The organism is Nostoc sp. S13, assembly GCF_029379315.1.
Taxonomy (GTDB): Bacteria; Cyanobacteriota; Cyanobacteriia; order Cyanobacteriales; family Nostocaceae; genus Nostoc.
This window is the reverse complement of sequence record NZ_JAQYWQ010000107.1, coordinates 1-24264: the sequence shown is the minus strand read 5'-3', so window position 1 is coordinate 24264 and position 24264 is coordinate 1. Positions and strand designations below refer to the sequence as shown.

19 protein-coding genes and 1 pseudogene are annotated in these 24264 nt (G+C 45.7%); 16 read left to right on the top strand and 4 right to left on the bottom strand.

Going from position 1 to position 24264, the window contains the following annotated elements; all coding sequences use genetic code 11:
- Positions 1-321 precede the first annotated feature (321 nt).
- On the bottom strand, positions 322-489 hold the full coding sequence (locus PUQ00_RS25590; RefSeq protein WP_300422020.1) for a hypothetical protein: 168 nt from the start codon (positions 487-489) through the stop codon (positions 322-324).
- 238 nt (positions 490-727) lie between these two features.
- On the opposite strand from PUQ00_RS25590, the pseudogene PUQ00_RS25585 reads away from it, so the two are divergent.
- The 7 genes and pseudogenes from PUQ00_RS25585 to PUQ00_RS25555 all read left to right on the top strand — a co-directional run.
- Positions 728-974, top strand: a pseudogene (locus PUQ00_RS25585) (IS630 family transposase); the annotation flags it as partial.
- A 267-nt stretch (positions 975-1241) separates the two neighbouring features.
- Positions 1242-1661: a caspase family protein gene (locus PUQ00_RS25580; RefSeq protein WP_300422018.1), complete on the top strand. Its 420-nt coding sequence runs from the start codon at positions 1242-1244 to the stop codon at positions 1659-1661.
- Between the two features lie 106 nt (positions 1662-1767).
- Positions 1768-2745, top strand: a complete 978-nt coding sequence (locus PUQ00_RS25575; protein ID WP_300422016.1) for a caspase family protein — start codon at positions 1768-1770, stop codon at positions 2743-2745.
- A 13-nt stretch (positions 2746-2758) separates the two neighbouring features.
- Positions 2759-2917, top strand: a complete 159-nt coding sequence (locus PUQ00_RS25570) for a hypothetical protein (RefSeq protein ID WP_300422015.1) — start codon at positions 2759-2761, stop codon at positions 2915-2917.
- Entirely contained in the window at positions 2910-4754 is a 1845-nt protein-coding gene (locus PUQ00_RS25565) for a hypothetical protein (protein WP_300422014.1), read from the top strand. Before PUQ00_RS25570 ends, PUQ00_RS25565 begins: the two co-directional genes overlap by 8 nt.
- Positions 4755-4767: 13 nt before the next feature.
- Positions 4768-5718, top strand: coding sequence for a WD40 repeat domain-containing protein (locus PUQ00_RS25560; RefSeq protein WP_300422012.1), 951 nt, complete (start codon positions 4768-4770; stop codon positions 5716-5718).
- 131 nt (positions 5719-5849) lie between these two features.
- On the top strand, positions 5850-8375 hold the full coding sequence (locus PUQ00_RS25555; RefSeq protein ID WP_300422011.1) for an ATP-binding protein: 2526 nt from the start codon (positions 5850-5852) through the stop codon (positions 8373-8375).
- Positions 8376-8439: 64 nt separating this feature from the next.
- On the opposite strand, the gene PUQ00_RS25550 is transcribed toward PUQ00_RS25555, so the two are convergent.
- Together PUQ00_RS25550 and PUQ00_RS25545 are read right to left on the bottom strand one after the other, a co-directional pair.
- Positions 8440-9561, bottom strand: a complete 1122-nt coding sequence (locus tag PUQ00_RS25550; RefSeq protein ID WP_300422009.1) for a hypothetical protein — start codon at positions 9559-9561, stop codon at positions 8440-8442.
- A gap of 1 nt (position 9562) precedes the next feature.
- Positions 9563-9901, bottom strand: coding sequence for a hypothetical protein (locus PUQ00_RS25545; protein ID WP_300422007.1), 339 nt, complete (start codon positions 9899-9901; stop codon positions 9563-9565).
- A gap of 978 nt (positions 9902-10879) precedes the next feature.
- Here PUQ00_RS25545 and PUQ00_RS25540 point away from each other — a divergent pair.
- The 9 genes from PUQ00_RS25540 to PUQ00_RS25500 all read left to right on the top strand — a co-directional run bounded on the left by PUQ00_RS25540 (position 10880) and on the right by PUQ00_RS25500 (position 21323).
- A complete protein-coding gene (locus PUQ00_RS25540) occupies positions 10880-12244 on the top strand; it encodes an LLM class flavin-dependent oxidoreductase (RefSeq protein ID WP_300422005.1) in 1365 nt (454 codons plus the stop codon).
- A 264-nt stretch (positions 12245-12508) separates the two neighbouring features.
- Positions 12509-14047: an amidohydrolase family protein gene (locus tag PUQ00_RS25535; protein WP_300422004.1), complete on the top strand. Its 1539-nt coding sequence runs from the start codon at positions 12509-12511 to the stop codon at positions 14045-14047.
- A 97-nt stretch (positions 14048-14144) separates the two neighbouring features.
- The gene (locus tag PUQ00_RS25530; protein ID WP_300422002.1) at positions 14145-15587 is read left to right on the top strand and encodes an NAD(P)-binding domain-containing protein; all 1443 of its coding nucleotides are present in this window, start codon (positions 14145-14147) and stop codon (positions 15585-15587) included.
- A gap of 131 nt (positions 15588-15718) precedes the next feature.
- Entirely contained in the window at positions 15719-16387 is a 669-nt protein-coding gene (locus PUQ00_RS25525) for a dienelactone hydrolase family protein (RefSeq protein WP_300422001.1), read from the top strand.
- Between the two features lie 6 nt (positions 16388-16393).
- Entirely contained in the window at positions 16394-17068 is a 675-nt protein-coding gene (locus PUQ00_RS25520; RefSeq protein WP_300421999.1) for a class I SAM-dependent methyltransferase, read from the top strand.
- Positions 17069-17160: 92 nt separating this feature from the next.
- The gene (locus PUQ00_RS25515) at positions 17161-17997 is read left to right on the top strand and encodes an aldo/keto reductase (RefSeq protein WP_300421998.1); all 837 of its coding nucleotides are present in this window, start codon (positions 17161-17163) and stop codon (positions 17995-17997) included.
- Positions 17998-18270: 273 nt separating this feature from the next.
- The gene (locus tag PUQ00_RS25510) at positions 18271-18894 is read left to right on the top strand and encodes a PhnD/SsuA/transferrin family substrate-binding protein (protein ID WP_300421996.1); all 624 of its coding nucleotides are present in this window, start codon (positions 18271-18273) and stop codon (positions 18892-18894) included.
- Positions 18884-19342 carry a hypothetical protein gene (locus PUQ00_RS25505; protein WP_300421994.1) on the top strand — a complete coding sequence of 153 codons (459 nt, stop codon included), beginning with the start codon at positions 18884-18886 and terminating at the stop codon, positions 19340-19342. The genes PUQ00_RS25510 and PUQ00_RS25505 overlap by 11 nt, the downstream gene beginning before the upstream one ends.
- A 100-nt stretch (positions 19343-19442) precedes the next feature.
- The gene (locus PUQ00_RS25500) at positions 19443-21323 is read left to right on the top strand and encodes an ABC transporter ATP-binding protein (protein WP_300422021.1); all 1881 of its coding nucleotides are present in this window, start codon (positions 19443-19445) and stop codon (positions 21321-21323) included.
- 371 nt (positions 21324-21694) lie between these two features.
- Here the strand turns inward: PUQ00_RS25500 and PUQ00_RS25495 are convergent.
- On the bottom strand, positions 21695-24264 hold a 2570-nt coding region (locus tag PUQ00_RS25495), incomplete at its 5' end, for a COR domain-containing protein (RefSeq protein ID WP_300421992.1).

Genomic DNA, 24264 nt, shown 5'->3' with positions numbered 1-24264 from the left:
TCAAACCCTCATTTCCTCGTACAGCCAGATGGCGATCGCTCCTCCCGTGCAAATCCTTGTAACTCTCTTCTGGTAAGCTTTCATGATTCGCGGATGAGTCTATTTCTTAGTTTCTAACTTCACCAGGAGTTTGACAAGAAATATCAATTAACCTTTACAAAGCGATCGCTCTTAATTCTGAACTCAATTCCAAGATTTTTTAAACAGGACTTAGGCAAACAATAGCCGAAATCCTGATTTTATTCTTAGGGGCAATACCCTGCGGTCAGCCGCTTCTCTACAAGACGCTCCGGGTAGCTTGCTTCTCCGTAGGAGTAGCGCCTACATAAAAAACTCCACCCACAAGGGGATGGAGTTTTTGGGCATAGGGCATAGGGCATGGGGCATAGGGCATGGGGCATAGGGAATGGGGCATGGGGCATGGGGCATGGGGAAGAAGTTACCTGTTTGGCCAATGCCCCAAGCAACGGGGCGACTATCCCTCTCCACCCACTCTTGGGTTGGAGTTTCCCGTCGCTTTCAATGAATTGCCCTAAAGCGCGTGTAGTTTTGCGTAAGTCTTATTAAACTTAGTTGAAAAATATTAAGAAGTTTTAAATAGTATTTTGGAACAACTGGTTACAAAGCTGTTCACAAAGCTCTTAATCCCTTCATTGCTAAACTGACTTACCCAAACAAGAGCGTTTTTTGACTTCGCCAACAGCATCCATTGCTACTCGCACGCGCAACTGAGCAATGGAAAATACACTGTATCCGTTTTGCCGCCAATTGCCCAGTACAAAATCCGATAGGGATATTTGGTTACAAGCCAAAACATGGGTTCGTTCGCCCAGCGTCTCGTAGAGAAGAGACGTTTTTGTGCCTTAATTCCTTCGTTTTCGCATTTAAAGTGGATGTTAAAGTGGTTTATTATACACACTAACTTTGATTTCGATACTCTACAGATGTACGGAGCTTATTCAAAAATAAAATAGGATTCCTCTAGTATTTTATATTTAATTAGGAGCCAACATGAGTTATACTACCGATGTTGCTTTCTACTTTTGAATACAGAGATTTGCTTTTAAGCTTAATTCAGTTAATAGATTATTTAATTGATATTCTCAAATTAAATATTTTAAGTAATTGTAATATTGTCTTTGTGTAAATAAAAAAAAGATCGGCTGACTATTTAATCGTAACTGATTATTTCAAAAAATTGACGATAAAACTGTGGGCTTGAACTTACGGCAAGCAAGAGCATGAGCAACGGGCTACCCAATCCTATCCGCGATCGCTGGGCGTTGTTAATAGGTGTTAATCGTTACACCGACCCAGCTTTTCCATCCCTAAAATTTTGTGTTAAAGATGTACTGGCTTTGGAACAGATCCTTCAAGGATTGGGCTATACAGTGCTATGTATGCACGATGAACTTAATACAGATGAGTCGCGCTTTCCTACTCGTGACAACATTGAAGCAGAGTTAGCTCAACTATGTCAGATTGTCGGAGATGATGACTTGTTGCTAGTACATTTTGCTTGCCACGGGAAGTTAGTAGATAATCAGCCTGTGTTAATCACCCGCGAAACCCGCGCATCGACATTAGCGAAAAAGGCGCTCCCTCTAGCGGATGTGGAAAAGCAAATAGACTTATCCACAAATAAACCTCAAAATAGCTGAAACCCTTACATAGCTGGCTTTTTAGCTTATATAAAACAGGAACCTCTAAAACCCTCTCCAGAGCTAGGTTTCAGCCAAATAAAGTTCTCATTTCCGGATAAGTCTAATGCGCCAGAGCAATGCGCATCGATTAGTGTTGACGCTTGATGCCTGCCACACTGGCGTTGAAATTGGACGGGATGTTGGGAATCCAGAATTTATTCGTAATGTATATGAGTTGGCAGAAGGTTTTGCCCTGATTGCTGCTAGTACTGCCCAACAGGTAGCTCAAGAGTGGCAAGAAAAAGAACACGGTGTTTTTACGTATTATCTGCTGGAAGGATTGAGTGGTAAAGCAGATAACGATTGCAAGGGATTTGTCACGGTAAATGACCTGCAAACTTATGTTTTGAACAGTTTACGTCGATGGAAAGTACTACACCGTGGGTTGATTCAGGAACCTAGTGTCCGTTCAGAAGGTTTAGGAGATATGATCCTGGCGGATTATCGGGGTAGGAAAAACACTACGCTAACTACAAGCTTAAAGATTCAACCCAACCCTTTTGGTGATACTGGTAGAATCACTGACCCCAAGCGTTTCTTTGGGCGCGAGGAGTTGTTACGCCAATTATTCGAGGATTTAAGCAAAGGTTCTAACCGCTCTCTGGTTGGCGAAGCCCAAGTCGGCAAATCTTCTATTTTATGGATGATTTGCAAATTAGGACCAGAACGTTTGCAATTACCCAAAGAAGTATTTAAGTATATAGATATGCGGAATATCTACAATGAGCAAGATTTTTTCGAGGCGTTGTGTGATGAATTAAATATTGAACCTTGTCGTGGTTCTCAACTGAAACGGGCGTTGCGTGACAAATGCTATATCCTTTGCCTGGATGAAATTGATATTATGACCAAGGAGGAACGCTTCACAGGTGACGAACGTACACAACTATGCGGACTAGCTGATGGTGCTGATATGCCATTCAGTCTAGTTACTGCCAGCCAAAAGCCTTTAAAAGACTTATTTCCTGATTCTCCCTATAGAAACATCACCCCTTGCAGGTATCTGCCACCAGATAAATATAGAACCTTTCTCATCAAATGAAGTTCGTAGGTTTTTGAGCTATAGGCTGGAGGGTACTGGTGTCAGTTTTAGCGACAACCAAATTCAACAACTACTAACAGAAAGCAGTGGTCATCCTGGGCATTTACAACGCGCTGCTGCTGCTTTGTACCGTAGTCTTACACAAATCTCAGAGGGAGGATTTGATGCCTAACTTTCCGACTGCTGATTGTGAAATACCAGAGACTCTAAACCCGTTGAATTTGCGCCATTATTTGCTACTGATATATTGGATCTACTTTCGTCCTACAGCGCTTAAATGTTACCTCTATCAGGCTGACCCTGAATTATACCGCAGTGGATCGCGATTAAGCATTTTACGAACATTATTCATATTTACATATCGGAGTCTTTACTTCACCGCACTTTGTGTAAGTGTTTTGTTATGGTTATCAGCTACAAGTGTCACCGTCAACTTGTCAATTATTTTTGGTGTGTTCAGTTTGTTAGCCTTAGTAAGTATGTTAGGAGGTGTGATACATAGCCTATTATTTGGTGTAGTGCGTGGAGTATTATTCAGCGTAGTCCTGGGTGTGAGATTAAGTGTGGTGTTTAGCCTAGCATTTGCTGCGTTCAGTTTACGGAGTGTAATAAGTAACAACGAATTATTTGGTGCAGCCTTCAGTCTAGGCTTTGGTCTAGGCTTTGGTCTAGCGTTTAGCGCGGTGGGTGGAGTTGGGGGTTTGATAGCGGTTGATGTGGCGTTCATAATGTTAATTGGCTTAGTGTGCGTCTCAATTCTCCCTTTAGGAAATAAAGTAGCATTTGGTGTAGGATTCATTGCAGGAGCTTTGCGTGTCATCTTTTACCTATTTGAGATAGGTCTGGCGTTAAGAAGTGTATATCGGAACAAAAAACATCCTATCGAGTGGGATGAATTAATTGTTTTGCCTTTACCAGGTACACAGCGATTACTATCTCAAAGGTTACAGGAAGATGAACTCAAAGGATTGCGCTTTGCATCTAATGTAGCCCGCAACCCTTTCCAACGCTGGATAGTACAGCGATCGCTACACATTTATTTACACAACCATCCAACACCACTGCACTTTCTCTATGGCTTGCTTAGTAGTCCCGAACTAAACACTTATATCTCTATACCAGTTAATAAAAAAGATTGGGAGACGCTTCCTACTTCTGGGCAGCTTTTGCTAGGTGAAATTGCCGGCAAGTGCGTTAACTGTAGAACAGGTTGGGCAAACCAACTCGCCGAGCGTTTAATATGGAGCTTGACCTGGTTTTGCCGTCAGCGGCGTCAGACATCCCTGACTGTCTTTGCAAGTATGCTTTGTGCAAAGAACTTCAGTTTGTCAAATTACCGCAAGGCTTACACAAATCTAGCTTCCTATCCTGGCGGCTCGGAAATTACCAACTCGTTTGAAGCACTTGCCATCTTTCTAAAATATGATAATCTACTTTCCTTACCCGCAGCAGTTGAGATCGCGTCAGGATTAACCCCCAACGATACATCAATCCGACCTACAGTACTTGCTGCGATCGCCCGACTTGGAGAAGTTGCGGCAAATATCGCTATCTACCAAACTGCCAACAGCGATGTCAAACAAATATCTGCTTTGCGTTGTGCTACCAATAGTCTTCTCGACCTTGATAAATATATTATTGCTGAAGTAGCGATGCCAGAACATTTGCTTCTGCGGCAAGTTACACATAATTGGTATTGGTTGGTTGAGAAAGCTAGCCGCAATCAAAACCTGAATCGCAGTTTACCGAATTCTGGTAGTCAAATTCCTCAACGTCTTAATCTGCGTTTCCCGAATTATCGCGGTAGAATTCCTCAATGTCTCAATCCGCTTAATATACGCCATTACTTTTTGCTGGCATATTGGGTATACTTTCGTCCTACAGCACTTAATTGCTATCTTTACCAAGCAAATTCAGATATTTATCAAAGCAGGGGTTTCGGTAAAATTTTTCGGACATGGCGCATCGCAGCATATCGTCGTTCCAGATCAGCTAGTCACTCACAGTAGCGAAGTCAATGCTGTGACGGTAATTCCAAATAGGCCAGTTGCTATTTCCGCTTCATCAGATGGAACTGTAAAAAAGTGGGACTTAGACCATAAGCCTTCATTATCTATCTTGCCAAAAAAGTTTTCTGAATTTATCTCTCGCTACTTTAATAATATTTATAAAAAGCCGAACAATAATCTTTGGCAAGACAAGCTAGCTCAAGGCGTTACTGCTGTAGCTGTGACTCCTGACAAGCGGTACGCTATTACTGCTTTAACTGACAGCACTCCTTTCGATTTAGATCCTTTGGGAATCCTCCCATATCGGAAGAACATTTTCAATGTGCGAATCCAAAAACGGGTGTTTTCCTCTAGCAACAAAGTTCCAGTAGGAAACGGGACTCTAAAAGTATGGGAACTGGAAAGCGGTAAAGAATTACGTCCTCTTAAAGGTCACAACGCAGAAGTGAACGCAGTGGCGATCACCCCAGATGGTAAGAAAGCTATCTCCGCCTCTGCTGATAAAACATTAAAGGTATGGGATATTAACACTGGCAAAGAATTACGTCCTCTTAAAGGTCACAACGCAGAAGTGAACGCAGTGGCGATCGCCCCAGATGGTAGTAAAGTTATCTCCGCTTCTGATGATAAAACACTAAAGGTATGGGATATTAACACTGGCAAAGAATTACATACTCTTGTAGGTCATAGTGAAGCAGTGAACGCAGTGGCGATCGCCCTAGATGGTAGTAAAGTTATCTCCGCTTCTGATGATAAAACACTAAAGGTATGGGATATTAACACTGGCAAAGAATTACGTACTCTTGTAGGTCATAGCAAAGCAGTCAAGGCAATTGCAATCGCACCAAATGGCAAGGCACTCTTCGGGTCTGATGATGGCACATTGAAGGTGTGGGAACTCAACAGCAACAAATTACCGTACTCTCTTAAAGGGCGGTATAGTAGAGAAATCGGGGTTATGTGACTTCGGATGGGAAAAGGGCTATCTCTTTTGGAGTTAGGGCAATCATTCCCCGGTTTTGGGATTTGGAAAAGAGAGTAGAACTGAAGCGTGAGAATGACCTGTTAGGTTGGTTAGGCCTGGTAGAGTACCTTTTGATTATAATAATCGGTCTATTGAGTGTGCCGCTGGTTTTGGCAGTCAGCGTAACTACTTTTGGCGTGGGAGGCTGTGTGCTAGGCGGCATGATTGGCATGATAATATTGGCCTATGCCTCGCCAGTTCGGTATCTAATCGCTCCAATAGTTGGCGTGCTACCTCAGCCACTTTTTACAGCAGTCTCTATAATATTGTTCCGCGAATATTTTATAATTTGGGGCATGGCAAGTGGTGTAGCTAGCCGCAAAGCTTTTGGCGTAGTAACCAGTGTAGCAATCTACACTGTTTTATCTATGATAGTCTTCGGCATATTCGCTGACGTAATGCCGATGCCTAATACAAATCCTAACTTGCTAACGAGGGTAGTAGTTGGTGTAGTGGGCAGTGTGGTAGTTGCCCTGGTAGGCGGCTTGTTGTTTGGCGTATTGAATATTGCAAGTAGTTCGCGGTTAATTTTTCACCCAATTTATTGCGTGCTGGCGTTACGCAGCAAATTTGGCAAGGGTAAGCATCCTGTAGAATGGGATGAATTAGTCGTTTTACCACTGCCAGGAACACAACGAATTATTACTCACAGGTTGCAGCAAAATGAACTTAATGGCTTGCGTTTAATAGCTGAGGTTGCTGGCAATCCTTTCCAACGAGCTTTTGTCCAGCAGGCACTGCACACCTACCTACACCAGCAAGTTGCCCCACTGCGCTTTCTTTACAATCTACTGATCAATCCCGATTGGCAAACCTACGTCTACGCACCTGTTAGCAAGCAAGATTGGGAGCGGTTTCCAGCTACAGGGCAATTGCTGTTAGGTGAATTGGGAGGACAGTGGGTACATTGCAGCAGTGATTGGGCAGAGCATCTTGTTTGGAAAGTCACCCAGTTTTTACGCAACCATCGCCAAACACCACTAACTCGCTTCGCAGCCATACTCTACCAACTGTTAGACGAAAAGACTGTTAAAGCTGAAAACTTTGATTTATCAAGCTACCGGAGGGTTTATGCAGAGCTAACTCTTTACCCCGATGGCGAAGAAGTTACTCAGTCATTTGAAGCACTGGCAGGCTTTTTGGCTTACAACCAGTTATCTGACCTAGCTCAAGCAGTAGATGCAGTCTCCGAACTGGCTCCTGCCGATATTGCCGTTTGTCCCCCAGTGCTGGCTGCATTAGCTAATATGGGAGCAGTAGGTGCAGAAGTGGCAACTTACCAGGCTGCAACCAGTCGAGTTAACAAACTCGCGGCTTTGGCTCGTGCTACTAAAACTCTTGATGACCTTGATGATTATATTATCGCTGAAGTAGCGACCCCAGAAAAAGCCCTGCTGCAACGTGTAGTACGTCAGTGGCGTCCATTGCTCACTGAGGCTAGTGGTAGGGTTGGGTTTGCTGAAGTGCGTGGTCCAGTAGCTAACCCTTATGTAGTGGGCAACCCAGTCATTGGTCATCTATTTGTTGGTCGTGAGGATATTCTACGCCGTTTAGAAGAACTTTGGATGGTGAGAGAACAATGTCCCTCAGTTGTAATATACGGTCATCGGCGTATGGGTAAATCGTCTATTCTTCGCAATTTGTCAGTACGCCTGGGGTTGCAGACAATAATAGTAGATTTCAATATGCAGCGGGTTGGTTTGGTTAGAAATACTGAGGAACTTCTGTACAATTTGGCTTTATCGCTTTACGATAGTCTTCCTAAACTAGCAAAAGAACAACTACCAGAGCCAGATGAATCTCGCTTTTTGACTCAAAATCCTTACACAGCTTTCGACCGCTTTCTCAAACAACTTAACGAGGTACGAGCAGAAAAACGGTTTATTGTAGCAATTGACGAGTTCGAGTTAATTGAGCAACTCATCGAGCAAAATCGGTTAGAGCCAGCCTTACTAGACTTTTGGCGTGGTTTGATTCAAACCTATAGCTGGTTTGTGATGGCTTTTGCCGGACTGCATACCTTAAAGGAGATGACACAAAACTATTGGAATCCACTTTTTGGCAGTGTAATGGCAATTCCAGTTAGTTTTCTCTCTCCAAAAGCAGCGACACAATTAATTGTACAACCTTCGCCAGATTTTAACATTGATTACCATCAAGATGCAGTTGAGCGAATTATCAAACTCACCAACGGTCAACCTTACCTAATACAACTCGTTGGACATACCTTAGTCACCTGTTTGAACCGTCAAACTTTTGAAGAGGGTATTGAGCGAGAACGCCGCTTCACGGTTGCGGATGTTGAAGCGATTATCAATACTCCAGAATTTTACCGAGACGGCAATGCCTACTTTAACGGTATCTGGGTACAAGCGGAAAATAGCGAACCTAGAGAACAAATAGCTGTTTTAAAAGTGCTTAGTTATACAAGTTTATCATTAACCGATATTGTCAACCAGACAAATCTCGATCTTGGTCAGGTTCAAGCTGCTCTAGAAACTTTGCAGCGCCACGATGTCATCAAGCAGGAAAATGGTCAGTATGTTTATACGGTTGAATTAATGCGTCGCTGGGTTGCACAACGAAGAGGAGAATAGTTGTAAAGCTTACAGTAGATATTTTCTTGTTAACTTTTGCTGAAGTTGCACAGGCTGTTTTACTTTACTTCAGTCCAGGTAGCTTCCAATCACGCACGGCCTTAGTAATAGCATCGCGAGTTGCCTCTGCCCCGAAGCCCCAAGCTAGCAAGGTAAAATAATCACTCCAGCCATTAGCACCAAACATCGGTTGGGTAGCATAAAGTTGTCCAAAACCAGCCCCTGCCAAAAGTCCTACTGCGATCGCATAACTCAACCAGTTAAACCAATATATATTCCGGGCGGCTTGTTTTGGACTTGGTTGTACAGAAGTGACTTCAGGAACTGGGTTGGGAAGCATTGGTGGTGTAGTGTAGTTGGCATCCCTGGCGGTAATTAGAGTACCCCTAGTTTGAGCAGGTGCTTGGTGCTTAATAGCTGTGTCTAATTCTTCAATTTGATTGTCAATTTTCTTCTGCCATTCCTTAAAAGTATTTTCATCACTTGAAAGAAGAGCGTCTAATTCGTATTGCAAACCTTGTGATATACGTCTTAAAGACTCATCCTTTTGAGGTGCTAACTGAGTTAACTCATTTCTCAGGTTGTTGAACTGGTCGAGTTTGGCTTGGCCTTGTTTGTAGCGAGTAATTTGCTGTCGTAAATTATTTAATTCTTCGCGGAACTTTTGAGTGTTTTCTCTATCAGGTGCTTGTCGTTTTGCATTTTCCAACTGGCTACGCACCCCTTGCACGTAAGGTGCATCACCATCTAAAGACTTAAGGCTATCAAATAACTCAGACAAATAGTTTACCAGCGCTACCCAATCTTCCCTTTCTTTTCGCCATTTATCCCAAATTGTTTGTGCTTGGGTTACTGCTTGGCGTGCCTCATCCCAACGTTTGGAAGCCAAAGTCGTTTCTACATCTATTAAATGTCCTGCGATTCTCCCTTGGAATGATTGTACTAATTCAGAGTCAGCTTGCATTTGAGTGCGGATGCGACCAACTTGTACTACAATTTCGTCACGAGGCATACCATCACTACGATAGGATGTAACTCCAATCCCTAGTGCAACACCCAATAAAAGCACTAACAAAGGAAAAAACCAATGGTCTTTCAATCGCATTATGACTGGAGTAGATAACTCACCATTGTCATAAACTACAAGCAGTTGACCGCTATACTCTCCACTGCGAATTTGGTTCAAGTCAAACTCCACAGGGACAGTTAGAGGTTGTTTGGGTTGTACTGATTTGGCAGATAAGGTTGGATGGATGGATGGCGCTAGCTGGAACAACAGCAGATGAATCTGCACGATTTAAATCAAGGGTGATTATCTGCAAATTAGCGATCGCCTCATTTGTCTGTACGAGTAGGTTGCGTTTAACTGGCAGGCATTTAAAAAAAACTGGACATTGCGTTTTCACCACCGTCAAGCTAGAGGGATTTAGGGTAACTTTTGGTTCAGCTTCGGCTATTGGTGCTGCTAATACTAAGCCCAGGGTTAGCATAAATAACCCGATCATAGTTTTTTGACTGCGCTTCATGCCCACCCTCCTTGACTTCCGAATATCCCGCAACTGCGACGATAGTATAGCTAAATTGGTTATTTTTTCGAGAAAATTATGATTTTTTCGAGTTTTCTACGCTACCCATGCCCATCCTAGTGATATGCCACATAAACACGCTCCAGGTACAGGCGATCGCATTCAATCAAAGCACCTCCAAACCTGAGCCTTTGAGCAGTCACATCTTTCGTAGGGACACAGCATTGCTCATTGGTGTCAACTTAAGCCAAAACCCTTTTAAAACCTCGTTTCCAGCCAGAGGCTGGAAATGCACCTCATTGTGGCTCTACCGCTCTTTCTTGAGGCGGAGCCTCTCGGAATGCATTAAGAGTCGGAGACTGGGAACGGCGTAAATTTTAAATTAGTTCGCAATACTTAATATTCGATAAACTAATAATTAGTATTTCATGTGATTGTGATTTCCAACACATATTTTTTTGTATTAATTGTGTAAACTCTATCTGCGGAGTCAGATTACTAGATAAATTTATGGTAATTCGAGCGCCAAGCAGTAGCATCCCTGTTCTGCCGTGGTATTAACCTTATTTACAGTTAAGTTGTTTCATTCCTTGTAGGGCAATTACTAGGTAACCCAAGCGTAAATTTAGTTGCTGCCAAAGTATTCCATTATTACATTCAGTATCTGGCAAGAGTTGAATACCTAAGAGGTAGACACGAGTATCTCAAAGCTTTATGGGGAAAGGATTTTATTGCTCTGCTAACCCTTGTATTTTTTGGGGAGATGTCAGTGTTTGAAAGGCTAATGCTGTTGTCTTCTCATCAGTCGCTTGCCACGTACCTATGTGGATTTGACCAAGATTTTTCAGGCATTTGAGCAGTTAGGAATTAGCCAAGCGATCGCAATAGCAGTCAAATTATAACTGACGTAGCTATACGTAAATTAGCGATACCAACTGTAGAGCTACCGCTAACGCACTATAGAAAACAAAAAAGCAGATGAGTACAACACGCAAGTTTCGTTTAGGTGCATTCATTCAAGCCACTGGGCATCATGTCTCTGCTTGGCGACACCCCGATTCACAAGCAGATGGTGGTTTGAATTTCGAGCATTACAAGGAAATTACCCAGACCGCCCAACGCGGCTTGTTTGATGCAGTTTTCCTGGCGGACAGTCCAGGAGTCTGGGGCGACGCTCCAGAAACTCAGCATCGCAACGGTAAAATCGCCCATTTCGAGCCGGTCACTCTCTTCTCGGCCTTGTCCTCTGTAACCGAAAACATCGGCTTCATTTCCACCGCCTCGACCACCTATGAAGAACCCTACACCCTGGCACGTAAGTTTGCCTCACTGGACTACTTGAGTAAGGGTCGGGCAGGGTGGAATGTAGTCACCACAGGCAATGAGAATGCTGCACGTAATTTTGGTCTTGAGCATCACCCGGAACACAGCCAGCGTTATGAACGTGCTGAAGAGTTTGTGGAAGTGGTGAAAGGACTATGGGATAGCTGGGAAGACGATGCCTTCATTCGTGACAAAGAATCTGGTGTCTATTTTGATCCAGATAAAGTACATACACTCAACCACAAGGGCAAATATTTTTCTGTAAAAGGGCCTTTGAACGTCGGTCGTCCGCCCCAAGGCTACCCGGTAATTGTTCAGGCTGGAGCCTCAGAATCGGGACGGGACTTGGCCGCACGCACTGCCGAGGTGATTTTCACCGCCAATCAAACCCTAGCTGATGCACAAGAATTTTATGCTGACATAAAAGGTAGGCTGGCGCAATATGGGCGATCGCCAGATGATCTAAAAATTATGCCTGGTGCTTTCCCAATCATTGGCCGTACTGAATCAGAAGCTCAAGAGAAGTACGAATTCCTGCAATCGCTGATTCATCCCGATGTCGCCTGGGGTATTTTAAAGAACTATTACAAAGGTGTGGATTTATCTAAATATTCTTTAGATGATCTGACTCCTGAACTGCCCACCGACACCAACACTAACAAGAGTCGTCTCAAGCTGGTCAGAGATTTGGCTACTCGTGGCACTCTCACACTGCGCCAGTTGTATCTCTCTCTTGCCACGGCACGAGGCCATCGCACCATACTTGGTACTCCCGAAAGCATTGCCGACCAGCTAGAAGAATGGTTCAACAACGGTGCGGCAGATGGTTTTAATATCATGCCGCCAATCCTACCCACAGGATTAGATGACTTCGTTAACCTAGTCGTCCCCGTCTTGCAAAAACGCGGACTGTTCCGTACTGAATACGAAGGCAGTACCTTGCGTGAAAACCTGGGATTGCGTCGTCCAGGCAATAGTCTTGCCGCCAAACAAGTGGACAAGAGCCTCGTGGTAGCGTAAATGAATTTTTCACAAATGCTTAAAACATACCTTTTAAACCGCACCTTCTGTAGATCGCCGCCTTACAGAACCCGAAAATCGTAGCCAAAAACTTGGCACGAAATATGCTTACTCCTTTCCCTCTTCCTTTGCGGTTAGTTAAAAGAATTTAGGTCTTTGGGGAATGGGGAAAGGGACTAATACAAACATCAGCAGCATCCCACGCTGCTGGAAAAACCCTGTAATTTTTTGTTCGCGTAGCGTGCCGTAGGCAAGGAAAAAAACATGAGTGAATATAGCCGATTGAAGACTTCACGCTCTGCCGCAATCAGAGCAACCCTTGATTATCCGGTAATCGACACCGACGTTCACACTAATGATTTCACCCCAGCTTTTGAGGATTATATCGCTAAGTACGGCGGCGTAAAACTCGTAGACGAACTACGCAAGACCGAAGCCTCTCGTCTCAACTCCAAGAGCAACGGTAAAGACTGGTATCAACAAACCCCTGAAGAACGTCAGTACAACCGCACAATCCGATCGCCTTGGTGGGCCCGAGTTACTAAAAACACACTGGATCTCGCTACTTACACCCTCCCCGGACTCCTCTATGAGCGTCAGGCGGAGCAGGGGTCAGACTATTCGGTGCTCTTTCCCAACAATGTCCTAGCGCCGGCTGGAGCCAGTGCAGAGAATCGTCAGGCACTGCAACGTGCGGTGAATCACTATCATGCTGATATCTACCGGAAATATAGCGATCGCCTGACACCGGTGGCTGGCATTCCCTTGACCAATCCCCAAGAAGGGATTGAGGAGTTAGAGTTTGCTGTAAAAACACTGGGTTTGAAGGTGATTAATATAACTGGTGGGGTAAAACGGCCAATCAAGGCGATCGCGGATAAATATCCAGCCGATCAATTCCCAGAAATCGCCAAGTATGCGTCTTATATCGACTTTTACGGATTAGATAGTGAATACGACTATGATCCCTTCTGGGCCAAAGTCGTTGAATTAGGCGTACCCGTCACCACCCATTACGGTAGTCAGGGTTGGACGGGCCGCTCCTCCATCAGTAACTACATGAACAACCATATTGGCCATTTCGCCGATGGTTCGGAAGCCTTTGCTAAGGCGCTATTCTTCGGCGGTGTTACTAAGCGTTTTCCGCAGTTGCGTGTAGCGATGTTGGAAGGTGGTGCAGATTGGGGTGCCCGCGTCTACATTCATTTGGTAGATCGCTTCTCCAAGCGCAGTCTGAAAGGACTGGAAAACTACAATCCAGCATTGACGAATGCCGATGAGCTATTTGAGATATTTGAGCGCTACGGTGCGGAAATTACTCAAGGGCATTCCTTAGATAAGGATGAATTGACCAAGACTGTACTGGGAGCTTCATTCAGCCGTCATAGCCGTGCGCCAATTGGTAGCGAATTAAACGATTTTGCAGCCGCAGGCATTGAAACAATTGAAGACATCCGTGATCGCTGGGTGAATAGTTTCTTCTTTGGTTCCGAGTCCGACGATCGCACGATTGCTGGGGCATTTAATGACAAAGCTAATCCCTTGGGAGTCAAGATCAACGCCATCTATTCCTCCGATGTTGGTCACTGGGATGTGCCAGACCTGACTTCCCCCTTGGCTGAAAGCTGGGATTTGGTGCAAGAAGGCGTTATTTCCGAAGCCGACTTTAGATCCTATGTATTCGCTAATCCCTACAAGTTTTACACCCAAGCCAACCCCGAATTCTTCAAGGGTACAGCGATCGAATCCAAAGTAGGTAATACCGAATCTAAACTAGTGGATAACAGCCTAGTAGTGGCGTAAAAAGCGAGATTAGGGAGTAGGGGGAGATGAGAGAGAAACATGAAGATTATTCTTCTTCATCCCCTCATCCTCATAGTGTTTCACCCTGGAGATCGACATGACGATAACGACTGATCCTGATCTTGAGGCTCGCGAGGCGCTACGCCTAATCGGCCCCGATCCAGAGAACTGGGTACCCGATCGCCAAGGCGTCGATCACAACGTGACGATTGTGGGTGGTAGCGGCAGTGGCAGCACCTTTGCATTTGCGCTGCGGCGCGCTGGCATCGGCCGCGTGACGGTGATCGACGCGGCTGATGATGAGACCCATGCTGGCGTGTGGCTCAACCGAGCGCGGATGAATAAATTACGCACACCGAAAAATTTGCCTGGCCACGAACTTGGGATTCCGGCGCTGTCGTTCCAAGCTTGGTACGAGGCGCGGCACGGTACTGAGGCATACGCAGCCATCGACCGCATCCCCCGGTTGGCGTGGGCTGAGTACCTCAGCTGGTATCGGCAGTTTTTGGGCATCCCGGTTCGGTATGGGACGCGGCTGGTGCGAATCGAGCCGGCTGAAGGTTTCTTTCGCCTGCACCTTGAGGTGAACGGTGTCGCGCAGGCGGAAACCACGCGCAAGATCATCTTTGCCAACGGTGTGGCTGGCACTGGTGGCCCCTACGTGCCATCGGTGCTAGCTGGCCTACCACGCAAGCTGTATGCTCATACCGCCGATGCCATCGACTTCACCGCATTGCGTGGCAAGACCGTAGCGGTACTGGGTGCTGTGGCCTCGGCTTTCGACGCCGCAGCGGTGGCGCTGGAATCGGGAGCAAAGGCGGTGCATTTGTTCGCGCGGCGGTCGGCGATCGCATCACTGCCTATAATTCGCGTGCGCGGGTATCCTGGGGCTTACTACAACTATCCAGAACTGCCCGATGCGGCCCGCTGGTTCCAGGCTTGGCGCTTTCGTCAAGTTGGTTCTACACCCCCACCCGACGCGATTGAGCGGGCGATCGCGTTCCCGAATTTCCACCTACACCTGTCTGCAAACTGGAGAGCAGCAGACGAGCAAGGTGGCCGGATCGTCGCGCAGGTAAACGACGATGTATTTGAGTTCGATTTTGCGATCGCAGGCACCGGCTACTTCGTTGACCCGACGAAGCGGCCCGAACTAGCCGACTTTGCACAGCACATCGCACTTTGGCGCGATCGCTACGAACCACCAGCCAACCAACGCGCCGACGATCTCGGCACACACCCCTACCTTGGCAACGCCCATGAATACCAGGAGAAAGTACCCGGTAGCGCACCTTACCTGAAGGATATCCACGTTTTTAACCCAGCCGGCTTTGTGAGCTTCGGTCTGCCCATCGGCGATGTACCCAGCATCCGGCGCGACGTGCCAGCAGTGGTAACACGTATCAGCCACGACTTATTCTTCGCGGACTGGTCACTTCACGAGGCACGCATCACAAGCGACAACATCGCACCAGACTTCGATGCCTCGCTGTACGCAGCCGCAGTGTGGAAACAGCCAGCTAAAGCGGCAGTTACCTGAGTCTAAGTAGTACACAAGAGACAAGGGAGACAAGGGAGACAAGGGGATGAAGAAAGTGTTTTCCCAATTGCCCAATGCCCAATGCCCAATGCCCCATGCCCAATGCCCAAATAAAATTAGGAGTGACAACTATGCCTGTCGAACAACGCTCTTACGACACTAATAATGGTTCCTTGCCTTATCTTTTCTCGCCTGTTTCTGACAATGCCAACAAACCCGCACCCTTAGTGCTGTTTCTGCACGGAGCACGCGATCGCGGCACGGATCTAAATGTGCTGCTGAAATGGGGTCTACCTCGTTTCGTGGATTTATCTGACTCGTTACCTTATGTGTTCGCCGCACCCCAGATTCCAGGCGAACAGACTTGGGCAGATCGAGCAGATGATGTCCTTGCTTTGCTTGATGAACTGATCGCTTCCCAGCCCGTCGATCCAGCGCGGGTGATATTGGCTGGGTTCAGCTTAGGATCGGCGGGGATCTGGCATATCGCGGCTTTGCAGAGCGATCGCTTCGCCGGTCTGGTAGCGGTGTCTGGACGTGTACCCAAGACACTAGGAGAAACCGAACTAGCTGCACTCAAAGACATTCCCGTTCAGATATTCCAAGGTGGACAGGACAAAAATCTGCCAATTGAGGATACAGAGCATTTTGTTGAGCGCTTGCGCGTAGTCGGAGGGAAAGTCGATTTGACAGTACTGCCGGAAGGCGATCATTTTATTGCAGATGAGGTATACGGCAATCCGAAGTTGCAACAGTGGTTGGTTTCACTGAGTCGTCGTGAAACTTCTGTAGTTGCCTAATGGATTATGTCTTACGCACCATCTGATCACTGGAATCAAGTCTTCGCTAAATGGAAGGATGCTGGTATCGATCTAGATTGGGGAATCCAATGGACGCAGGTTCACCTTCCGTTCCTTAAGTCCGCCAACGTTAAAACCGTGCTTGACCTTGGTTGCGGGACAGGGAACGACGTGTTACGTCTTGTAAGGCAAGGTTTCACAGTCATTGGTGTGGATTTTTCAGAGGAGGCGGTGGGACAAGGACGCGAGAAAGCAAAAAAGCTAGGACTAAGCGCACAGTTTGTAGTTGCGGATATGGCAAAACCTTTGTCTTTTGATAGTGCAACATTGGATGCTGTCATGTCCAATGTTGCCATCCACATGTTTTCAGATCAGATTACACGCGAGTTGTTTAAAGAAATTCGACGAATACTACGCCGTAACGGATTATTCGTTTTCCACGTTAATTCTACAGAAGACACTTTAGTTCGGGCAGAACGCCATCCACCCATACGCGAAATCGAGCCAAATTACTTTCTAGAACATGATGGACAAACTATGCATTTTTTCTCTAAAGAATATTTGCTAGACCTTTTATCTGACTGGAAAGATGTAGAACTAAAACATTACGAAATATTGCATGAGCAAACAGGCAAACCGTTTAAAAGAGTTTGGTGGGGTAAAGCAATACAGCCTGACTAATCAGCAATCGCAATCTTTACCGAAAAAACCCAGTTTCGGAATTCTGCTTTTTTTAATCAACCTTTTTTTAATCAACAACGACGAAAATCTCCATGACGTTACCAACTACTAATCTCGGTAAAACTGGATTGACCGTTTCGCGCCTTTGTCTGGGCACCATGACCTTTGGATTGCAGACCGACGAAGAAACTTCCAGGGACATCCTCGACACTGCCGCCGATGGCGGAATTAACTTTTTGGATACAGCCGACGTTTATCCCCTTGGCGGCGGGCTTGCTACTGCTGGGCGCACTGAAGAAATCGTTGGGCGGTGGCTAAAAGGTAAACGCGAACATTTTATCCTGGCTACCAAGTGCGTCGGCCGGGTTGGCCCTGCACCTTGGGATCAGGGAGCTTCGCGTAAACATATTCTGGATGCGATCGATGCTTCCCTGCGGCGGCTGGGAACCAACTATATCGACTTGTACCAATTGCACTCCGACGATGCTTCAACTCCCCTCGATGAGACTCTGGAAGCGCTGGACGCGGTGGTTCGTGCTGGCAAGGTGCGCTACATCGGGGTTTCCAACTTCTTAGCTTACCGACTCGCCCGCGCCTTGGGTCGTGCTGAAACGCGCAATTTAACCAGGTTCATCTCGATTCAGCCGCGCTACAACCTGTTGTTCCGCGAAATTGAGCGAGAACTATTGCCCCTGGCGAAAGAAGAAGGACTGGGTGTAATTTCCTACAATCCTTTGGCGGGCGGTCTGCTCACCGGCAAACACATTCTCGCTCAAGGCCCCACCTCAGGCACCCGTTTCACGCTGGGTGCTGCCGCAGAACGTTATCAAGATCGCTACTGGCACGATCGCGAGTTTAATACTGTCGAGGAATTACGCACAGTAGCGGATCTCGCCGGATTTTCCCTCACCACCCTAGCGATCGCTTAGGTTTTATCTAATCCCATTATCACTGCCCCGATCATTGGCGCTAGCCGCCCAGAACAACTTGCTGACAGCCTGAAGGCACTAGAACTAAAACTCGACGACAGTTTGAAACAAAAGTTAGACGACCTAACCGCCGAATACCGAAGAGGAGATTCTCTGCGTTAGTTTCTAATTACGAATTGGTATTAGAGGTTTGCAAACCCGAAGATTTAAGCATATAAACGCCCAGAATTTTTGGAAATGATAACCATAATTCCTTCAAATCAGAAATATATCATGGATAAAATAGCTAGGATTAAACGCCGTCGTTTTCTCCATTTTGCTACTTCAGGGCTATGTGGCTTTTCTATGGCATATCTGTTAGGAAGTTGTAGCGAACAAAGCCAACAGTCTTCTTTGTTAAACAGTAATAATGCCAGTGAAAGTTCCCTTGGAATAAAAACTAAAGTTCTACACATGGGGTATCAGAGTGCGGGGGATCTCTTCCGAAATCGAAAAGTTTTAGAGAAACGCTTGGAGCCGATGGGGATTAAGGTGGAATGGGCGCAATTTGTTCAAGGTCCCCAACTTATGGAAGGGATGCGTGCGGGAAAAGTTGACGTGGGATCAGTGGGAGAAACACCACCAATTTTTGCTCAAGTGGCGGGGTCAGACCTTGTTTATGTAGTCGGTACACAAAGAAACCAAAGGACAGGGAAAAGTAGTGTTATTGCCGTTCCGCCGGAGTCTCCCCTTCAGAAGTTTGAGAATATCAAGGGGCAAGAAGTTTACTTTCAAAAAGGCTCGGCATCGCACTACTTTATGATCAGAGCATTGCAGTCAGTCGGCTTGACCCTCAAAGATATTAAAATCAAAAGTCTGCCAACTGTCGAGGCATCGGCTGCTTTTTATGGAAGGTAAAATTCCGGTTTGGATGACAGGAGATCCATATTATGCGATCGCTCAAAAGCTAGGTCGAATTCGAGTCCTCAAAGATTCTGTTGGGCTAGATTCTCCTGGTGGCTATTATGTTGCTGACAGGAAGTTTGCCAAAGAAAATCTTGGCTTGCTAAAAATTATTATTGAGGAGCTTAATAAGCTCGACAAATGGGCAGAGGCACATCGAGGCGAAGTGGCGAAAATAATGATCACTGAACAAAAGCTCGATGCGGATGTGGTAGAAAGGGTGATGTCTCGTCGCACTTTCGTCGGACGCAGAGGACTCAGCCCTCCACTGATCAAGGAACAACAGCGTGTGGCAGATTTGTTCTTTCAAGAGGGTGTAATACCGAAGAAAATCAACATTCAGGATGCGTTACTCCCACCTAACGTCTATACTGCCATCACGCCACCAGAAATTATGGTTTAGTGGAGTACTGCCAGAAGTCCCTAATACCACCGGACGGCTTATCCAGTCGTCCATTTTTATCTTGTACAACAGCTAAAATGATGCCAAGAGAGCGACTTTGATGATAAAAAAGGCCAGACAATCCAAATCCTTTCAACGTGCTCCTGATGCACCAGACCTGCCATCAACTCCATTCAGGTTCATTTGCTATTTCGTGAACCAGTTTCGCTGGTGGTATGTGTTAGCGGTGATCCTAGAGATAATACACGCAACCTGTGGGATTATGCTGCCCTATGCTATTGGCCAGATCATCCGGGGCGTAACGGGATCGGCGGGACACAGCCAGCCCATTTTTGATGCCATGAGGCAACCCCTAATGCTGTTCATCGGCTTGAGTGTGGGTGAAGTGGTATTTGGGCGAGCGGCTGGACTCTTGCAAACGATCCTCCATCCGATTCACCGACAGCACATCGTCCGATCGCTATATGCATATTTACAGCACCATTCGCAGCGCTACCTGAGCAGCAGTTTTTCCGGGGCTTTGGCACATCGGATTAGCGAAACCTCTCTGGGTGTTACCCAGACGATGCAAATGATGATTACTGAATTTATGCCAGTAATCGTGGTGTATGGCGTCGCTACAACGATACTGTATCGCACCTATCCTCCGCTTGCTGCACTTGTGGGAATATGGGCAGTTCTCTTCATCAGTATTTCGTTTTGGCTGGCAACTCGCTGCCGAATTTACTCCCGGAAAGCCGCAGCCGCAAGAAGTGAGACAACTGGGATCATCGTAGATACGGTAACAAATCTCACTAGTAGCCGACTGTTTGCTCGTTTCGGTTTTGAACGACGCTATTTAAATGAGCAATTAAGGCGCGAACTCAAAGAGGTGAGAGAGTCCAACTGGTACTCGGAGCGAATTCGCTGGTTTCAGTTTATTTCAGCAGCCATTCTGAAAATCAGCACCCTGTATTACTCACTCTCTCTCTGGAGTCAAGGAACGATCGCTACTGCTGATTTCGTTGTCGCAACCAGCCTGTCGCTATTGATCATCAGTGAAGCCCGCAATTTGAGCCGACGCTTTCTCGAATTTTTTGAACACGTTGGTAATGTTGCCAATGGTGTGTTTATCATCGTTCAACCCCACGAGTTGATTGATCGCGATCGCGCGATCGCACACTCAATCACCCAAGGTAAGATTGAGCTTCGGCGGGTGAATTTTAACTACTCGAACGAGAAGAAAGTTTTCAGCAACCTTTCTGTCACCATCTTACCGGGACAGCGTGTTGGACTGGTGGGTTTATCCGGCTCTGGAAAATCCACCTTTGTCAATCTGATTCTGCGTTTGTTTGACCCACAATCTGGACAGATTATCATTGATGGGGAAGATATTCGAGACATAACTCAGGATACCTTACACGCCCAGATCAGCTTGATTCCTCAAGATCCGTCTCTGTTTCATCGGACGTTGCTGGAAAATATTCGTTACGGACGCTTGGATGCAACCGACTCCGAAGTGATCGAGGCAGCGCAAAAGGCTCATGCTCACGATTTCATCGCCCAAATTAAGGATGGTTACGATTCTCTGGTGGGGGAACGTGGTGTGAAGCTGTCTGGAGGGCAGAGACAACGCATTGCGATCGCTCGCGTAATCCTCAAAGATGCGCCGATCCTGATCTTGGATGAAGCCACCTCTAGCCTTGATTCAATCACCGAAAAAGCGATCCAGGATAGCCTCGATATCGCAATGAATGGGAAAACGGTGATCGTAGTGGCTCATCGGCTATCTACCATCATCCATCTAGATCGGATTCTGGTGTTCGACAAAGGCCGCATTATCGAAGATGGTTCCCACGCCAAACTGCTGGCACTCGGCGGCGCTTACTACAGGTTATGGAAAATGCAGGCAGGTGGATTTATGCCCGAAAATCTCGACGAGGAACGCATCCGCGAGGTTCGCACTGGCACAGATAACCTTGAAGAGGGAATGATTGCTTGACCGAATAAGTCATAATTAAAAAGGCTCGACCTTTTATCCTCAGACTTGCTCCTTTTATCCTCAGACTTGCTCCTTTTACCCTCGGACTTGCGTCTTTTACCCTCGAATTTGCGTCTTTTATCCTCGGACTTGCGTCTTTTATCCTTAGACTTGAGCTTTTTACCCTCGGACTTGCACCTTTTACCCTTAGAGTTAAGCTTTTTATCCTCGGACTTGCACCTTTTACCCTCGAACTTGCACCTTTTACGCCGATCATTTGAGTTTTGAACTTGAAGTTTGCACCTCAGAACACAAATTGTCGAGTAAAAGGGGCGTAGGCGTAGCCCATCGTAGACATTCCTCCACCTATCAATCTCAACAATAGTCTAGTTTTACTCATTTAAACGCTGTGCGATCGCATTCAGCAATATCTCAAAGTCTGATTCGCTGTGAATATCAGGAGTTAGCGTGTTCATATCTTTTAGCAGGTTAGTGAGTTCTGCGATCGTGTTGCGAATCTCTCTGTATTGGTCAATTTCTTCACGAAATCCCTGCAAATTATCTGCATCTACTTTTTTCAAGGCTTGATTTAACTTTTTAAGTTTATCTTCCCAACACTCAATATATTTAATTCTCTCAAGAGGATCATAAATTTGGGCATCTACTAACAGAATGGGGAAAATTCGATCATAAAATTTACCATTTTTAGCAATTTGCACTAGTTCAAACATACAATTGGGAGATTTTAAATACTTGTCACTAATAATTGCGATCGCACATTTACCGCGTCCAATCCGTTCCATGAAGGCTTTAATTAATCCTTTGTAGCCCAAATCGCGTTTGTCCCGAATGATTTTAATTCCTTTTGCCTGCAAACTCTGATCTAGTTGGTTGACAAATTGCTCACTCTCTCCACGCCAAGCATAGGAGATGAAAATTTCCTTCTCGAACTCGATTACAGATTGACTATTCATTTTGCTATCTCGTAACCGATGTGTGAATGATTCATCTCGCTTTTGCTCCAGTTCGCTTTGCAACTGTGCAACTTGGGGGTTGATTTCCCTATCTTCTTTAGCGGGTTGGAACATGACATCATCGATTAATCTGCGGATATCTACCATTTCATAGCTGTTCTCGCACTCAATCTGGTAGTGGCTAGTATCCAAGCGTTTTTTGAGTGAGTCCAGAGAATAGGAATGAGGTATCGGCAGGTTTTTGCAAGTCTCACAGTTACAGGGAACTAGGGTTTGATATTGCAAACCTTCATAAGAGTCGTGGATTTTTTCGAGGTCATCGGTGATGATAGCCATCAATTCTTTTGTACGGTTTCCGGCTACACGGATTTTAATTTCCCGTTGATTGTAGTTTTCAATGATTTCAGCACGAGTTTGGTCTTTGTTGAGAACAACACCGTTTTTCCAAACGAGTTTTTGCTCTTCAATCAAACGGTGCGTCTCGACAATAAAACGGGTGAGGATGCCTTTGGGCATGAATGTATAGGTGTAGCGCAGGATGAGGTTATTGCGATCGTCCCAAGTATAATCAGCTTTTTCAATGGAAAGCAATTGGGGCGCAATATAAGTAGCAGGACGACCGGGAATTTCGTAGCAAAGCTTGAACTGCATCATTAATTCAAGTAGTTCAGCTCGCATCTCTGCATATTCGCCGCTTTTCCAAATATCTTTGAGATCGTCTTTGGTAAAACAACCCAACTTTTTCTTAACATTGGCATTGTCCAAAACTTTGTAAACGGCAGTCGTTCCCCATTTCGGTTTGAGGATGACGTAGTGTTTAAGTTTAGAATAATCGTCTTGAAAATGCAGGAAAACGCCGAGGTCATGAAGATAGTTGCTCAAGCCCAGCATATCTTTATTGTCTGTTAATTTATTACTTCGGCAAATGGTACGGTATTCTTCCAAGCTGATGTAATTTCGGGAATCGTTCTCTAGCGCTGCTCTGACTCTTACCCAGAGTTTTGGTAGAGGTATACCAACATGTTCAAGTCCGCTGATGTATAGCTGAATCGCGTTTTTAATCTCTGCTAAACCGCGATTAGTTTCTAAATTTGTTGCCAGAATTTTCTCCAGGTTGTTGAATTCTCGTCGCAAGTCGCGCTCATTAACTTGGCAATCACGGTCTTGTTTTTCGTTTTTGATGATCAGAACTGGACTCTTATCGCTTAAGAGTTCGACAACCTTTAGCCACCAATAAAAATCGGTGTTTTCTTTGCGAGTGTCAGCAACTAAAGCATATAGAGATCGCTTGCTGAGGAAAAACTGATGTGTTTGGTGGTAGATTTCCTGACCGCCAAAATCCCAGATGTTGACGCGAAAATCTTTGCCATTGGGCTGTGTAAAGTGCCACTGGATCACTTCAATGCCTTCGGTTGATTCCTCATCTGGCTGGAGTTCGTAGGTTTCATCTGCAATTTTTTTGGCTAAAGAGGTTTTACCGGCCCCTCCTTCGCCAATAATTAAGAATTTTGCTTCGTAGAAGAGTTCTGTTTCGGCTGGATCTTGCACCCGAAAATAGAAATCGAGAATTTTATTCACATCACCCGAATCTTCGGATAAAATTTTCGACCCCAAAATCTCTGGTGGAATGGGGACTGGATTTCTACGAAGATCCAGTTTTTTCAGGTTGGTGAGTTGGCCAAATTCCGCTGGCAGACTGCTGAGTTGATTATTGCTGAGGTTGAGGGTTTGCAGGTTGGTGAGTTGGACAATTTCCGCTGGCAGACTGCTGAGTTGATTATTGCTGAGGTAGAGGGATTGCAGGTTGGTGAGTTGGACAATTTCCGCTGGCAGACTGCTGAGTTGATTATTGCTGAGGTTGAGGGTTTGCAGGTTGGTGAGTTGGACAATTTCCGCTGGCAGACTGCTGAGTTGATTATTGCTGAGGTAGAGGGATTGCAGGTTGGTGAGTTGGACAATTTCCGCTGGCAGACTGCTGAGTTGATTAC

What these genes read in the sequence shown, in the direction of transcription:
- PUQ00_RS25520 (WP_300421999.1), top strand. Translation starts at nt 16,394, where the DNA reads ATGTCTTACGCACCATCTGATCACTGGAATCAAGTCTTCGCTAAATGG.
- PUQ00_RS25530 (WP_300422002.1), top strand. Translation starts at nt 14,145, where the DNA reads ATGACGATAACGACTGATCCTGATCTTGAGGCTCGCGAGGCGCTACGC.
- PUQ00_RS25500 (WP_300422021.1), top strand. Translation starts at nt 19,443, where the DNA reads ATGATAAAAAAGGCCAGACAATCCAAATCCTTTCAACGTGCTCCTGAT.
- PUQ00_RS25505 (WP_300421994.1), top strand. Translation starts at nt 18,884, where the DNA reads ATGGAAGGTAAAATTCCGGTTTGGATGACAGGAGATCCATATTATGCG.
- PUQ00_RS25575 (WP_300422016.1), top strand. Translation starts at nt 1,768, where the DNA reads ATGCGCCAGAGCAATGCGCATCGATTAGTGTTGACGCTTGATGCCTGC.
- PUQ00_RS25565 (WP_300422014.1), top strand. Translation starts at nt 2,910, where the DNA reads ATGCCTAACTTTCCGACTGCTGATTGTGAAATACCAGAGACTCTAAAC.
- PUQ00_RS25540 (WP_300422005.1), top strand. Translation starts at nt 10,880, where the DNA reads ATGAGTACAACACGCAAGTTTCGTTTAGGTGCATTCATTCAAGCCACT.
- PUQ00_RS25535 (WP_300422004.1), top strand. Translation starts at nt 12,509, where the DNA reads ATGAGTGAATATAGCCGATTGAAGACTTCACGCTCTGCCGCAATCAGA.
- PUQ00_RS25580 (WP_300422018.1), top strand. Translation starts at nt 1,242, where the DNA reads ATGAGCAACGGGCTACCCAATCCTATCCGCGATCGCTGGGCGTTGTTA.
- PUQ00_RS25510 (WP_300421996.1), top strand. Translation starts at nt 18,271, where the DNA reads ATGGATAAAATAGCTAGGATTAAACGCCGTCGTTTTCTCCATTTTGCT.
- PUQ00_RS25545 (WP_300422007.1), bottom strand. Translation starts at nt 9,901, where the DNA reads ATGAAGCGCAGTCAAAAAACTATGATCGGGTTATTTATGCTAACCCTG.
- PUQ00_RS25515 (WP_300421998.1), top strand. Translation starts at nt 17,161, where the DNA reads ATGACGTTACCAACTACTAATCTCGGTAAAACTGGATTGACCGTTTCG.
- PUQ00_RS25525 (WP_300422001.1), top strand. Translation starts at nt 15,719, where the DNA reads ATGCCTGTCGAACAACGCTCTTACGACACTAATAATGGTTCCTTGCCT.